Source organism: Carboxylicivirga longa, assembly GCF_050589825.1.
In the GTDB taxonomy this organism is placed as follows: domain Bacteria; phylum Bacteroidota; class Bacteroidia; order Bacteroidales; family Marinilabiliaceae; genus Carboxylicivirga; species Carboxylicivirga longa.
Genome location: NZ_JBNGOZ010000007.1, coordinates 54,542 through 69,430 on the forward strand (window position 1 = coordinate 54,542; position 14,889 = coordinate 69,430).

Sequence of the window (14,889 nt, forward strand, 5' to 3'; positions counted from 1 at the left end):
CCCGATGAGATTCATATCTAACGAGCTAAACGTCAAAAAATTTGGTGCAAATCTAGTAAATAAATTTACTTTAGAAAAGTCCGACCCGCGATTGCAGTACGGCTTCAATTTGCTTGGGATAACACAGGTAATGTTTTCTAACGGTTTTACTCAACACCGAAAGGTTAAGCATATCGGAAGCCTTGGCGATATCTTTTAATTCCTTATTTTTATACAAAATTTCAATTTTGTCATCCTGCACACTGTAGGCGTTATTGGTAATCGCATCAGTAAACACCAGATAGTCGGCATCCTGCGCCTTTAATCCATAAGCCTCACAGGCAACAGCTTTCAGTTCCTTAACCCGAGCCATATCAAAAGCCTCGTTCTGCAAATGTATGCGCCATAGTCTGCGATTAACAAACCCTTTGGCCAACGATGACAAAACCACATCGGGATGCAGGGTCCATGCTTTTATCGAGCACATTATATCATCATCATCCAGCAAAGTGAAATTAAGGAGGACATTGGGATCGGCATAAAAGTCGTCAATATTAGGCTTACGCTGCATAAAAAAGAGCAACTGTGGAGGAGCAAATAATTCATGTCCTTGTGCGATCAGGTACTTGGCCCGCTTGAGCAAATGCACCAACATTTGTTCTGCCGCCAATGCTGTTTTATGCAAATATACCTGCCAATACATCAGGCGGCGTGCCACTAAAAACTTCTCGATAGAATAAATACCCTTCGACTCGACCACCAGCTTATCATCCACTACATTCAGCATCTTAATAATCCGATCGGAACCAATAACCCCCTCCGACACTCCGGAGTAAAAACTATCGCGCTTCAGGTAGTCGAGCCGATCCATATCCAACTGACTTGACACAAGCTGATGCAGAAATCTTTTAGGGTAAGAGTCGTTAAAGATTGCAATAGCGGAATCCAGCAGACCTTTAAACTCGCGATTTAATTGCTGCATAATCAACTGGGATATCGCCTCGTGCGAAACCTCTACAAGTGAATGCTCCAGCACATGACTAAAAGGGCCATGCCCTACATCGTGCAACAATATAGCAGCGTGCACCGCCAGGGATTCATCGGCTGTAATCACCTGCCCCTTGGATCGCAAAATCTCAACAGCCGAACTCATCAGATGCATGGCTCCCATGGCATGCTGAAGGCGGGTGTGCATGGCTCCGGGATATACAAGGTGCGTAAGCCCCAGTTGCTTAATGCGCCGTAAGCGCTGAAAATAGGGGTGCTCCATTAAATCGTACAACAAGGCGTGTGGCACCTTAATAAAACCATGTACCGGATCATTTATTATTTTTTTCTTGTTCACCATCGCTCAAATAGCTTAGCTGGCAATATACAAAAAAATGAATCGACCACTTAAACAATACTTTACTGCATTTGGATAAGTGCACTGATATCATTATCTTTGCGCTTGATTTACCGGGTGGAATGACTTAGGGGACCAGTTAGTCCCCTATTTTATTAGACAAAAAACATGATTAAGGAAACGCAAATACAAAGCATAATTGATGATAAACTGGCGGCTGACGGTATGTTCCTCGTTGAACTGAACGTGCGGCCCGGCAATGTCATACAGGTAATAGTTGATCACGACAATGGCGTACCCATCAACTATTGCATCGAGCTGAGTAAACACATTGAAGCAGGCCTTAATCGGGATGAGGAGGATTTTGAACTTGAAGTGGCCTCAGCCGGCATCGGCCAACCCTTTAAAATAAAGCGCCAGTACCTTAAGAATATTGGTAAGGAGATTGAAGTGTTGCGAGCCGATGGCATCAAGCACACAGGCAAACTCATTGACGTAAGTGACGAGGGCTTCAGCTATGAAATTGAAGAGAAGGTGAAAGTTGAAGGCAAGAAACGCAAAGAATTGCAGGTGCGCACGGTAAATTGTAAATTTGACGAAGTAAAACAGGTAAAAGACATTATATCTTTCTAAAATATTCCTTAGGGCATGGAAAATATTAATCTGATAGATACGTTTTCGGAGTTTAAAGAACTCAAAAACATTGATCGTGCAACGATGATAAGTGTGCTGGAAGATGCATTTCGAAGCGTACTGATCAAGCGATTTGGAACAGATGAGAATTTTGACGTTATCATTAACGACGACAAAGGAGACTTTGAAATATGGCGCAACCGCGAAGTTGTTGCCGACGATGAACTGGAGGATGAAAACCTGCAGATAACACTATCAGAGGCCAAAAAAATTGATGCCGACTACGAGCTGGGCGAAGAAGTAACTGACGAAGTGAAATTTCTTGATTTTGGTCGTCGTGCTATCCTAAGCCTGCGTCAAAACTTGTCGGCCCGCATCCTGGAACTAGAGAAAGATAATATATATCACGCCTATAAAGATCGTGTTGGCGAAATTGTAACCGGTGAGGTTTATCAGATCTGGAAACGTGAGATTTTAATTATCGATGACGAAGATAATGAGTTAATCTTACCCAAATCGGAGCAGATCCCTTCGGATTTCTTTCGTAAAGGCGATAGCGTAAGAGCTGTTGTTGTGAAGGTTGAGATACGCAACAACAATCCCCTCATCATTCTTTCGCGTACATCACCTGTATTCCTTGAGCGCTTGTTTGAGCTGGAGGTACCGGAGATTTTCGATGGCTTAATCACCATCAAAAAGATTGTACGTGTTCCTGGCGAACGCGCCAAAGTAGCCGTAGAATCGTACGATGACCGCATCGATCCGGTAGGTGCCTGTGTGGGCATGAAGGGATCGCGTATCCACGGCATTGTACGCGAGCTGCGTAACGAAAATATTGATGTAATTAATTACACCACCAATACTCAGCTCTTTATTCAAAGAGCACTGAACCCGGCAAAGATTACCAATATTAAAATTGTGGAAGACGACAAGCGCGCAGAAGTGTACCTGCGTCCCGAAGAAGTGTCGTTGGCCATTGGTAGAGGCGGCTTAAATATTCGCCTGGCGGGTCAGCTCACTGGCTATGAGCTGGACGTTTATCGCGAATCGGAAGAGGACGATGAAGACGTGAGCCTGGATGAATTTGCCGACGAAATTGATGCCTGGGTATTGGGCGAACTCAAAGCAATCGGATGTGACACCGCCAAATCCGTGCTGGATCTGTCGGTTTCAGACCTGGTGAAGAGAACTGATTTAGAAGAGGAAACAATTCAGGAAGTGAGAGGAATACTAAGCGCTGAGTTTGAATAAATCGCTATATTTGCCCCTCAATGAATTGAATCCGAACAAAAAAAAACGATAAGAAGAGTCCTGTTATATGGCAGTTGGAAAAAGACTTAGTAAAGTAGCACGAGAGTTCAATGTTGGACTTCACACCATTGTGGAATTCCTGCAGAAAAAAGGTTTCAAAGTTGAAACAAACCCGAATACAAAAATATCTGATGATATGTATTCGATTCTGGCACAAGAATATCGTGGCGATTCCCATGTTAAGAAAGAATCGGAAAAACTGGCTAAACTAAAAGAAAAATCAAAGAAAGAGTCCATCTCTCTTTCCGATATCAGAGATGATATTGAGCCGGTTAAAGAAAAAGAAAAACCGGCTGATGCACCGGCTGCCACTAAGGACTCAGGACCCAAAGTTGTGGGTAAGGTAGATCTTGATGCCTTTAAGCCTAAGAAGAAAGAAGCTGCTCCTGCTGAAAAGAAAGCCGAAAAAACGGTAAAAACCGAGAAAGCAGAAAAAGCCGATAAACCGGCGCCGAAAGTAGCAGACGAAGCAAAGGCAAAACCTGCCAAAGCCGAAGAAAAGAAAGAAAAGAAAAAGCCGGCTCCTAAGCCGGAACATATTCCCACCAAGGTAGATCCCGTTGACGAGATGAAGGTAGTGGGTAAAATCGAACTCGATAAAAAACCGACGCAGAAAGACGACAAAGCGCAGGTTACGTCGAAAAAAGACGAAGTGAAAGTAAAGAAAGTAAGCCCCAAAAAGACCGAGGAGGCAAAGCCGGAAGCGCCTGCTAAAGAAGAGGCCAAAACGGAGAAGGATGATTCCTTCAGACCTACTCAGGTGAAGAAGCTATCCGGCCCTACAGTGGTGGGTAAAATTGAACTACCCAAAACACCCTCCAAATCAGATAGTAAAGATGCCAATAAAAACGCCAACAAAAAGCGTAAGCGTAAGCGCATCAAAAAAGATAAAGAGAAGGTTGACATCAACCAGAAGCAGCAAGGCGGACAACAGGGAGCCGGTGGCGAACGTAAAGACCGTCCGCAACGTCAGCGTCCTGCACGCGTGAAGAAGCGTCCGATCAAAGCCGAGGTGAACGAGGAAGATGTGCAAAAGCAAATTAAGGATACCTTGGCCCGCTTAACCTCGAAAGGTAAAAACAAAGGTGCCAAGCACCGCCGCGAGAAGCGCGAACTGCAATCACAGCGTCAGCAAGCTGAGATGGAACAAGCAGACAAGGAAAAGTCAATCCTGAAAGTTACTGAGTTCGTAACAGCGAACGAATTGGCCAACATGATGGATGTGCAGGTAAACCAAATTATTGCTACCTGTATGAGTCTGGGCATGTTCGTATCGATTAACCAGCGATTGGATGCTGAAACACTGGCGCTGGTAGCCGAAGAGTTTGGTTACACCATTGAATTTGTGAGTGCCGAGGTGGTCGAGTCCATCGTAGAGGAGGAAGATAATGAAGAGGATCTGGTAGCACGTCCGCCAATTGTAACGGTAATGGGACACGTAGACCACGGTAAAACGTCATTGCTTGACCACATCCGTAAAGCAAACGTAATCGCCGGTGAGGCCGGTGGTATTACGCAGCACATTGGAGCCTACAACGTAACACGCGAAGATGGTCGTAAGATCACCTTCCTGGATACACCAGGTCACGAGGCCTTTACCGCCATGCGTGCCCGAGGTGCGCAGGTTACCGACATCGCCATCATCATTGTGGCAGCCGATGACAATGTGATGCCGCAGACCACTGAGGCCATCAACCACGCAGCAGCAGCAGGTGTACCGATTGTGTTTGCCATTAACAAGATTGATAAACCGGGTGCTAATCCCGATAAGATAAGGGAAGAACTGGCGAATATGAACTACCTGGTAGAAGAATGGGGTGGTAAATATCAGTGTCAGGAAATTTCTGCTAAAAATGGTGTTAACATCGATGAGCTGCTTGAGAAAGTACTGCTGGAAGCAGATCTACTGGAGCTGAAGGCCAATCCTAACAAGCGTGCCGTTGGTTCTGTAATTGAATCATCGCTTGACAAGGGACGCGGATACGTTACTACCCTACTTGTGCAGACGGGTACAATGCGTGTGGGCGATATGATTTTGTCAGGTTCGCATTACGGTCACGTGAAGGCCATGTTTAACGAACGTAACCAAAAGGTTGACGAGGTAGGACCATCAGAACCAGCATTGGTACTGGGACTGAACGGAGCACCACAGGCCGGCGAACGCTTTAACATTATGGAAGATGAGCGCGAGGCCAAAGACATTGCCACCAAGCGTGAGCAATTGCAGCGCGAGCAAGGCATGCGGACTAAAAAGCACATTACGCTGGATGAGATTGGCCGTCGTATTGCCATTGGTAACTTCCAGGAGCTGAACGTGATTGTTAAAGGTGATGTGGATGGTTCTATCGAAGCACTATCCGATTCATTGATCAAGCTGTCAACGGAAGAAATTCAGGTGAATGTGATTCATAAGGCAGTAGGTCAGATCTCTGAATCTGATATCATGCTGGCTACGGCATCCAATGCCATCGTTATTGGTTTCCAGGTGCGTCCATCGATGGCTGCCCGTCGTATTGCAGAGAAGGAAGAGATCGATGTTCGCCTCTACTCCATCATTTACGATGCCATCGAAGAGCTGAAATCAGCCATGGAAGGTATGTTGTCGCCTGAGATCAAAGAGGAGATTACAGCCACCATCGAAATTCGTGAGACCTTTAAGATTACTAAGGTGGGTACCATTGCCGGTTGTATGGTGAAAGAAGGTAAGATCAAACGCTCCAATAAAATACGCCTGATACGCGAAGGTATTGTGATTTATTCAGGAGAGCTGGGATCTCTGAAACGTTTCAAAGACGATGTGAAAGAGGTTGCTGCCGGCTACGAGTGTGGTCTGAACATTGACAAATACAACGATATTAAAGTGGGTGATGTTGTAGAAGCCTACGAAGAAGTTGAAGTAAGCCGTAAACTGTAAAACAGTTTTACACGATATAGAAAAAGCCCATCCTGACGGATGGGCTTTTTTTGTTGCTACCGACAAGGTACGCCACTCCCTTTTTGCTTGCACCACTAACAGCCTTACGAGCGAAAATAAAAGTGGTAGAAGATGAGTCAGAGAGTAGTGAAAAAAAGGATACGATCTTTATTGTCGTCTCGCAAATAAAGATCGCATCCTTATGTACAACCTTTTAATAATCAATGACTATAGTTGATTTTACGCTTGATTAAATCAATCCTGCCTTTAGTAAATTCTCCAAATCCTCCGGAGTATCAATACCGTGTGACTCTTCTCTTGTCTCTTCTACACGGATGGAATATCCATTTTCGAGCCAACGCAGCTGCTCCAGCGACTCAGCAGCCTCCAGCTGCCCCATGGGTAGTTGAGTGATTTGCATCAATATATCAGAACGATAGCCATACAGACCAACATGGTTATAATAGGGATGCTTCTCTGCCCAGTGGCTTTCTTCTTCCCCACGCAGGTAAGGAATGGGCGAACGACTGAAGTACAGCGCCCTTCTATCTTTACTCAACACCACCTTGGGTTTGTTGGCATTAAACAAATCAGCTGACGAAGTCACAGGTTTTACCAGGGTAGCCAGCTGCGTATCTTCTTGCTGAAAACAATGAGCTACCAAGCCTATTTGACGGGGACTAATAAAGGGTTCATCACCTTGTATATTAATGACTGCATAAAAATCACGCTGCTCCAGTTCCGTTACCCGCTGTAGAGCTTCGGCACAGCGGTCGGTACCACTCTGATGATCTGTCGAAGTCATTACCACACGACCACCAAAGGCAAGAACAGCAGCTTCAATGCGCTTATCATCGGTAGCCACATATACATAATCCAGCTGCTTGCAAGCTTGCTCATATACGCGTTGAATCATTGTTTTGCCACCAATATCAGCCAGGGGCTTGCCCGGAAAACGCGTAGAGGCATAACGGGCGGGTATAATTCCAAGTAAGGTCTTCATAATTGCATCCTTAATTTTTACACAAATGTATATAGTTAAGCCTACTTTTCGCTTTTAAAAGGCAGAAAGATGTAAGCACGCCGCCTACTTTTAACAAAAATTGTTGGCCCTGCATGAAACGAAAACGAAGCAGAATTGTAACTTTGTCAGTTAACACTGCAATAATTGCAGCTTTTTGTTTTAATAAAGCTGATATTGAGATAACTGTATAAAAATGGATTTACAACAAATCAAACAACGATTCGGGATTATTGGCAATTCATTTGGATTGAACCGGGCCATTGATGTGGCCGTTCAGGTAGCACCCACCGACTTATCGGTACTTATTACCGGAGAAAGTGGTACCGGGAAAGAGGTATTTCCACAGATTATTCATCAATCAAGCGCCCGCAAACACGGCTCCTACATCGCCGTTAACTGCGGTGCCATACCCGAAGGCACTATCGACTCAGAGCTATTCGGTCATGAGAAAGGGGCCTTTACCGGCGCCTTGTCCGACCGCAAAGGCTATTTTGAGGAAGCCAATGGCGGCACCATCTTTTTAGATGAGATTGGGGAGCTGCCTTTGAACACACAGGTGCGTTTGCTGCGTGTACTCGAAGCCGGTGAATTTATTAAGGTGGGTTCTTCAAAAGTACTGAAAACCGATGTGCGCGTGGTGGCTGCCACCAATGTAAACATGGAGAAAGCTATTAAAGAAGGAAAGTTCCGCGAAGATTTATACTACCGCCTAAATAGCGTGCCCATCAGCATACCGCCCCTGCGCGACCGTGCCGATGATATCTACCTGCTGTTTCGCAAATTTGCCAATGATTTTGCCACCCGCTACCGCATGCCGGCCATACGCCTGTCGGCTGATGCCAAAGAGATGCTGATGCGCTACCGCTGGCCCGGCAACATACGACAGCTGAAAAATATAACTGAGCAAATATCTGTTATTGAACAACAGCGTGAGATAGATGGTGAGGACATTGCCAAGTACCTGCCCTACCATGCGGGTGATAACCTGCCGGCCATTATTGATAACCATAATAAGGCCGAAACAGACTTTAGCAACGAGCGCGAGATACTCTACAAGGTCTTGTTTGATATGAAAAAAGATATGCACGACCTTAAAAAGCTGGTGCTCGATATGATGGAGAATGGCCATGTTAGCGAACCGGGTGAACATGCCAATATTATTCAAAAGCTTTACCAAGGCGAAGATGGCGATTTTGTTTCGGCCAACAGCAAAGTACCGGCCATGAGTTACTCCTCTCCTGCCCAAAACGAGGCGCAAGGCCCCATTCAGGACACGGAAGAATTTGTGGAGGAATCCTTATCGCTGGCTGATAAAGAAATAGAACTCATAAAAAAAGCCCTGGACAAGTACAATGGCCGCCGTAAACAAGCCGCTGTTGAACTGGGTATTTCTGAACGTACCTTGTATCGAAAAATTAAAGAATATCAAATAGAACGATGAAGATAACAAACATAATAGTGGCGGCTCTGGCTGTCCTTATCATCAGCGCCTGCTCTGTTAGCATGACCATGAGCGGTGCTTCCATCCCGGAAAACATCTCCACCTTCTCGGTGCAGTACTTCGACAACCGGGCACCCCTGATTAACCCGGTGCTCAGTCAAAATTTCACCGAAGGTCTTAAAGACCGTATCTCAAACGAGTCGCGCTTAAAGCTGGTGAATGGAACCGGTAATGTTGATTTCTCGGGTGAGATAACGGGTTACAGTGTACGTCCCATGGCCATACAGGCAGATGCCGTTTCGGCGGAAACACGCTTATCGATGACCATTAAGGTACGCTACAAAAATTACAAAGACCCCAAAGTAAATTGGGAGAGCACTTTTTCAGCCTTCCGCGATTTCCCATCAGATCAGAATATTAATGCTGTAGAAAATGACCTGACGACGGAGATGATTGAAGAGATAACAGAAAATATTTTTAACAAAGCTTTTGCCGACTGGTAGCACAAGACTGGTATTCTGTGTATGAAAAAAACTGACTTTTTTGATTTAGTGGCGCAACCTGCCTTGCTCGATGAATCGTCGTTGCCTGCTTTGCATGAGATTGTTGATGAATTCCCCTGGTTTCAGTCGGCACGCATGCTACTCATAAAAAACCTTCATACCCTGGAACATGTTCGTTTTAATGGAACATTAAAACAGTCAGCTGCTTATATTGCCGACCGCAAGCGTCTGTATGAACTTATTCATACAACAGCTGTGCAGAAAGTGCCCCAGAGCGAAATCATAAAACCGGCAGAACCAGCGAAGAAAACGCAATTGGCAGCGGCTCCTGTTAAAACTGACAAGCCAAGAGCTGGCATGACAGCTAAGGTCAGCTCCGTAAGTGAATATTTTCAAACCGATGATACCTTTGAGACGGAAAATGGTAGTACCATTGACTTCTCTGTGCTCCCCAAGAAAAAACCACTTGAGGAGAAGCCGGCCATGGTAATGCCAAGCGCCGATTTTCTGGGCTATGAATCTTCAGATTTTGTGGGCTATGAACTAAAAGAAAGCATAAATCCAGAGGAAAAAGAGGATGAAAGTCACTCCTTCTCGGGTTGGCTCACCATGCTGCGCCATGCTCCGGCAGAAACCGAGAGCAAACCGGTTATGAAAAAATCACAACAAATTATTGATAACTTTCTACAGATTGAATCGCCACGAATCGTACCCACTCCCAAGGCTCATTCAGATGTAGAAAATACATTATCAGCAGATAACGAACCAGAAAGTAATTCGGGCGACGATTTAATGTCTGAAACATTGGCCGACATTTACATCAAGCAAAAGCACTATGACAAAGCAATTACAATATATGAAAAGCTACGTTTGAAATATCCCGAAAAAAATGTTTACTTTGCACGTCGAATTAGCGATTTAGAAAAATTAACAAATTAAATAACCGAGCAAGATATGTACACTTTTATTTCAATATTAGTAATCTTAGTAAGTATCTTTTTGATCCTTATCGTATTGGTTCAAAACTCTAAGGGAGGCGGTTTGGCCTCTAACTTCTCATCACAAAACCAGGTGATGGGTGTACGTAAAACAACCGATTTCCTTGAGAAAGCAACCTGGACATTAGCCGGTGCCTTATTGGTACTTTCCTTTGTTGCCGTAATGGTACTACCAAAAGGACAAATGGGCGGCGCTGAAATTGATGAGAAACTAAACACTCTGCCTGCACAGCAAGAGATGCAAGCCTTCCCGGCTCCTGCACAAGGTGATGAAGCAGCTAACACAGAAGAGACACCAAGCGAAGATGCCAACTAGGCATATGCTTTAAAAATATAAAAAGAGGAAATCATAAACGGTTTCCTCTTTTTTTTTGCAATAATCCCAAGCTTTGGTATCAGTACTTCCAGGCACTTGCATACTTTGCTACTCTTCCATGCAGCACCCACCCTGCTATTTTGACCCTGTGGCAGCAACCCCCATGTCAGGAATCTGCAAAAAAGTCAGTGAAACTTATAAAAATATGTCATAAATTGCTTTGGCATGCTTTGTGAGTATCAAGCCATCGTAAATTTAAACAACATTAAAAATTAATTGATATGTCAGAATTAAAAGGAAGAATCTTAGCCGGCAAGATACTGGTTAAGCCTCAGGAAGCTGAAACAAAAACAGCTAGCGGAATTATCATTCCTGATTCAGCCAAAGAAAAACCACTACAGGGCCAGGTTGTATTGGTAGGCGATGCTAAGAAAGACGAAGCCATGGAAGTAAAAGTGGGTGACGTGGTTCTTTATGGCAAATATGGAGGTACTGAATTATCCATTGAGGGCGAAGACTATTTATTGATTCAACAATCAGACGTTCTTTACATCCTTTAATTATTAATCCTGAATATTAAAACGAAGAAAAATGGCAAAAGAAATAAAATTCAATATAGAGGCGCGCGACTTACTAAAAGAAGGTGTTGACGCATTAGCTGATGCTGTAAAAGTAACATTAGGCCCTAAAGGTCGTAACGTGGTAATCGACCGCAAATTTGGTGCACCCTCAATCACTAAAGACGGTGTATCGGTAGCCAAAGAGGTAGAGCTGTCTGATCCGTATGCCAATATGGGTGCTCAAATGGTAAAAGAAGTAGCCTCTAAAACAGGTGATGATGCCGGTGACGGAACAACAACTGCTACGGTATTGGCGCAGTCAATCATCAATGTTGGTTTGAAGAACGTAACTGCCGGTGCGAACCCTATGGAATTAAAAAAGGGTATTGACAAGGCTGTTGCTGCTATCGTTAAAAACATTAAAGCGCAGGCTCAGGAAGTAGGTGAACACAGCGAAAAAATTGAGCAGGTAGCTACCATTTCGGCAAACAACGACAATGAGATTGGTAAGCTGATTGCCGAGGCCATGGAAAGAGTGAGCAAAGAAGGCGTTATCACTGTTGAGGAAGCTAAAGGTACGGAAACTACTGTTGAAGTGGTTGAAGGTATGCAGTTCGACCGCGGTTACATCTCTCCTTACTTTGTTACCAACACCGATAAGATGGAGGCTGACCTGGAGAACCCATTCATCCTGATTCACGACAAGAAGATTTCTACCATGAAGGATCTTCTGCCTATCCTTGAACAGACAGCCCAGAGTGGTCGTCCGCTGATGATTATTGCCGAGGATGTTGATGGTGAAGCATTGGCTACATTAGTTGTTAACCGCTTACGTGGTTCTTTAAAAGTAGCAGCCGTTAAAGCCCCTGGTTTTGGCGATCGTCGCAAGGAAATGTTACAGGATCTGGCGGTTCTTACGGGCGGTACTGTTATCTCAGAAGAAACTGGTTTGAAACTGGAAGGTGCAACCATTGAAATGCTGGGTCAGGCTGAAAAAGTAACCATCGACAAAGAAAATACAACTGTGGTGAACGGTGCCGGTGCCAAAGAAGCCATTGAGGCGCGCGCCAACCAGATTAAAGCACAAATTGCCAACACTACATCCGACTACGACCGTGAGAAACTGCAAGAGCGTTTGGCCAAGATTGCCGGTGGTGTAGCCGTATTGTATGTAGGTGCTGCTTCAGAAGTAGAGATGAAAGAGAAGAAAGACCGTGTGGATGATGCCCTGAGTGCAACACGCGCTGCGGTTGAAGAAGGTATCGTTCCCGGAGGTGGTGTTACTTACATCCGCTCTATCGCTGCCCTTGCCGACATTAAAGGTGAGACAGAAGATGAGCAGACTGGTATCGAAATCATCAAGCGTGCCATCGAAGAGCCATTGCGTCAGATTGTATTCAACGCAGGTAAAGAAGGTGCAGTAGTTGTTCAGAAAGTAGCTGAAGGAAAAGATGACTTCGGATACAATGCCCGCTTCGACCGTTACGAGAATCTGCTGGAGAGCGGTGTGATCGATCCTGCAAAGGTAACGCGTATCGCCCTTGAAAATGCAGCTTCCATTGCCGGTATGTTCCTAACTACCGAGTGTGTATTGGTTGAGGAGAAAGAAGAAGCTCCTGCTATGCCTATGGGTGGCGCCCCTGGTATGGGTGGCGGCATGCCCGGAATGATGTAAGCATCAATCTAATAAATATCAAGAGAGGGAGGCTCAAAGGCTTCCCTCTTTTTTGTTTCCGAAATCTTGCTTGAAGGATTACGTTAATTAACTTTTTAGGGAACCGTTCCCTATAAGCGCCTTTGTGTTAGAGAACCGTCCCTTAAAACATCTTGAACGCTCTACAAGTAAAAGGATCGTATCTTAAAATTATGTTGTTTTAGTAAACAATACGCTCCTTTCACCTTGGTGTTTATCTTTAACTCAGCTATGGTCAGGTTTTAATTAATTAAGTATCTTTGTCATCCTTATCTGTTCATTGATAAGCTAATTGACTGAAAGTAACTGTAGATGAAAAATATTCGTAATTTTTGCATTATTGCTCATATCGATCATGGTAAAAGCACGCTGGCCGATCGCCTCTTAGGTTATACTGGTACTGTAACGGGTAAGGCCGCTCAGGATCAGGTGTTGGATGATATGGACCTGGAACGCGAACGGGGCATTACCATTAAGAGTAAGGCCATACAGATGGATTATGAGTTTGAAGGTGAAAAATATGTTTTGAACCTAATTGACACTCCTGGTCACGTGGATTTCTCGTACGAGGTGTCGCGCTCCATTGCAGCCTGCGAGGGTGCCTTGCTTATTGTCGATTCCACCCAGGGTATTCAGGCACAAACCATCTCCAACTTATACCAGGCCATCGAGCACGATTTGACCATTATACCGGTGCTCAACAAAATGGACCTGCCCAATGCCATGCCAGAGGAAGTAGAGGATCAGATCATTGACCTGATTGGCTGTGAGCGCGAAGAGATTATTCGTGCCAGCGGCAAAACTGGCGAAGGTGTAGAAGCCATTCTGGAGGCGCTGATCAACCGTGTACCCGCCCCTGTTGGTAACCCAGATGGTCCGCTTCAATGCCTTATCTTCGACTCGGTATTCAACTCATTCCGTGGTATCATCGCCTATTTTAAAGTTGTAAATGGCAGCATTAAAAAAGGTGATATGGTAAAATTCTTTAACACTGCAAAAGAATATGATGCCGATGAAGTGGGCGTATTGCGCCTGGGTATGGAGCCGCGTAAAGAACTAAAAACAGGTGATGTAGGCTATATTATATCAGGTATTAAAACCAGCCGAGAGGTAAAAGTGGGTGATACCATTACCCATGTTAAAGGAGGCTGCGCCAAAGCTATCGGAGGTTTCGAAGAAGTAAAGCCCATGGTTTTTGCCGGGGTATACCCCATCGATGCAGAGGACTATGAAGACCTACGCGCTGCAATGGAGAAGCTACAGCTGAATGATGCCTCCCTCACCTACGAGCCGGAATCATCAGCAGCGTTGGGCTTTGGTTTCCGATGCGGTTTCCTGGGACTGCTGCACATGGAGATTATCCAGGAACGACTAGATCGTGAATTTGATATGGCGGTGATTACGACCGTGCCCAACGTACCCTATATTGCCCACACCAAAAAAGGTGAAATCATAGACGTACATACGCCATCAGAACTGCCCGAACCCACCATTCTGGAGAAAGTAGAGGAACCTTATATCAGAGCTTCTGTCATTACCAAATCAGAGTTTATCGGTCAGATAATGACGCTTTGCCTTGGTAAACGAGGCACTTTGATGAAGCAACATTACCTGACGGCCGACCGTGTGGATCTGGAGTTTGAACTGCCCCTGGCGGAAATTGTCTTTGATTTTTACGATAAGCTCAAAAGTATCTCCAAGGGCTACGCCTCCTTCGACTATCACCCCATTGAATTCAGAGCGGCCAAACTGGTTCGCCTCGACATACTGCTCAATGGCGAGAGTGTGGATGCACTGTCCTCATTAATTCACTTCGACAATGCTCAAACCTTTGGACGACGCATGTGTGAGAAGCTGAAAGAGCTGATCCCGCGCCAGCAGTTTGACATCGCCATTCAGGCAGCGGTAGGTGCTAAGGTGATTGCCCGTGAAACAGTGAAAGCTGTGCGAAAAGATGTAACGGCCAAATGTTACGGCGGTGATATTTCACGAAAGCGTAAACTGCTGGAGAAACAGAAAAAAGGAAAGAAACGAATGAAGCAAGTGGGTAATGTCGAGGTACCTCAGAAAGCCTTCCTAGCCGTTCTAAAATTAGACTAAACAAAAGACTATACAATTATCATAAAAAATCCCGCCAAGCACTTACTGACGGGATTTTTTTATACGATTGAA

Annotated in this window: 12 protein-coding genes; 10 read left to right on the forward strand and 2 right to left on the reverse strand. The window is 44.9% G+C overall.

Annotated elements, in window-relative coordinates; translation table 11 throughout:
* Positions 1–70: 70 nt before the first annotated feature.
* Complete coding sequence (locus ACRD7A_RS07800; RefSeq protein WP_430810818.1) at positions 71–1,327, reverse strand: HD domain-containing protein; 1,257 nt, start codon at positions 1,325–1,327, stop codon at positions 71–73.
* A 165-nt stretch (positions 1,328–1,492) separates the two neighbouring features.
* Here ACRD7A_RS07800 and rimP point away from each other — a divergent pair, with 165 nt between their 5' ends.
* From rimP to infB, 3 genes are all read left to right on the forward strand, one after another.
* Positions 1,493–1,957, forward strand: coding sequence for a ribosome assembly cofactor RimP (gene rimP, locus ACRD7A_RS07805; protein WP_430810817.1), 465 nt, complete (start codon positions 1,493–1,495; stop codon positions 1,955–1,957).
* Between the two features lie 15 nt (positions 1,958–1,972).
* On the forward strand, positions 1,973–3,208 hold the full coding sequence (nusA, locus tag ACRD7A_RS07810; protein ID WP_430810816.1) for a transcription termination factor NusA: 1,236 nt from the start codon (positions 1,973–1,975) through the stop codon (positions 3,206–3,208).
* 67 nt (positions 3,209–3,275) lie between these two features.
* The gene (infB, locus tag ACRD7A_RS07815; protein WP_430810815.1) at positions 3,276–6,182 is read left to right on the forward strand and encodes a translation initiation factor IF-2; all 2,907 of its coding nucleotides are present in this window, start codon (positions 3,276–3,278) and stop codon (positions 6,180–6,182) included.
* A gap of 250 nt (positions 6,183–6,432) precedes the next feature.
* On the opposite strand, the gene kdsB is transcribed toward infB, so the two are convergent.
* Positions 6,433–7,185, reverse strand: coding sequence for a 3-deoxy-manno-octulosonate cytidylyltransferase (gene kdsB / locus ACRD7A_RS07820; RefSeq protein ID WP_430810814.1), 753 nt, complete (start codon positions 7,183–7,185; stop codon positions 6,433–6,435).
* Positions 7,186–7,399: 214 nt separating this feature from the next.
* On the opposite strand from kdsB, the gene ACRD7A_RS07825 reads away from it, so the two are divergent.
* The 7 genes from ACRD7A_RS07825 to lepA all read left to right on the forward strand — a co-directional run bounded on the left by ACRD7A_RS07825 (position 7,400) and on the right by lepA (position 14,817).
* Positions 7,400–8,647: a sigma-54 interaction domain-containing protein gene (locus ACRD7A_RS07825; RefSeq protein WP_430810813.1), complete on the forward strand. Its 1,248-nt coding sequence runs from the start codon at positions 7,400–7,402 to the stop codon at positions 8,645–8,647.
* A complete protein-coding gene (lptE, locus tag ACRD7A_RS07830; RefSeq protein WP_430810812.1) occupies positions 8,644–9,150 on the forward strand; it encodes an LPS assembly lipoprotein LptE in 507 nt (168 codons plus the stop codon). The genes ACRD7A_RS07825 and lptE overlap by 4 nt, the downstream gene beginning before the upstream one ends.
* A 21-nt stretch (positions 9,151–9,171) precedes the next feature.
* Entirely contained in the window at positions 9,172–10,089 is a 918-nt protein-coding gene (locus ACRD7A_RS07835) for a tetratricopeptide repeat protein (protein ID WP_430810811.1), read from the forward strand.
* A gap of 15 nt (positions 10,090–10,104) precedes the next feature.
* Positions 10,105–10,464 carry a preprotein translocase subunit SecG gene (gene secG, locus ACRD7A_RS07840; RefSeq protein WP_430810810.1) on the forward strand — a complete coding sequence of 120 codons (360 nt, stop codon included), beginning with the start codon at positions 10,105–10,107 and terminating at the stop codon, positions 10,462–10,464.
* A 281-nt stretch (positions 10,465–10,745) separates the two neighbouring features.
* Positions 10,746–11,024, forward strand: coding sequence for a co-chaperone GroES (locus ACRD7A_RS07845; RefSeq protein WP_430810809.1), 279 nt, complete (start codon positions 10,746–10,748; stop codon positions 11,022–11,024).
* Between the two features lie 31 nt (positions 11,025–11,055).
* Positions 11,056–12,699, forward strand: a complete 1,644-nt coding sequence (gene groL, locus ACRD7A_RS07850; RefSeq protein ID WP_430810808.1) for a chaperonin GroEL — start codon at positions 11,056–11,058, stop codon at positions 12,697–12,699.
* Positions 12,700–13,029: 330 nt separating this feature from the next.
* A complete protein-coding gene (gene lepA, locus ACRD7A_RS07855; RefSeq protein ID WP_430810807.1) occupies positions 13,030–14,817 on the forward strand; it encodes a translation elongation factor 4 in 1,788 nt (595 codons plus the stop codon).
* The last annotated feature ends 72 nt before the right edge of the window (positions 14,818–14,889 follow it).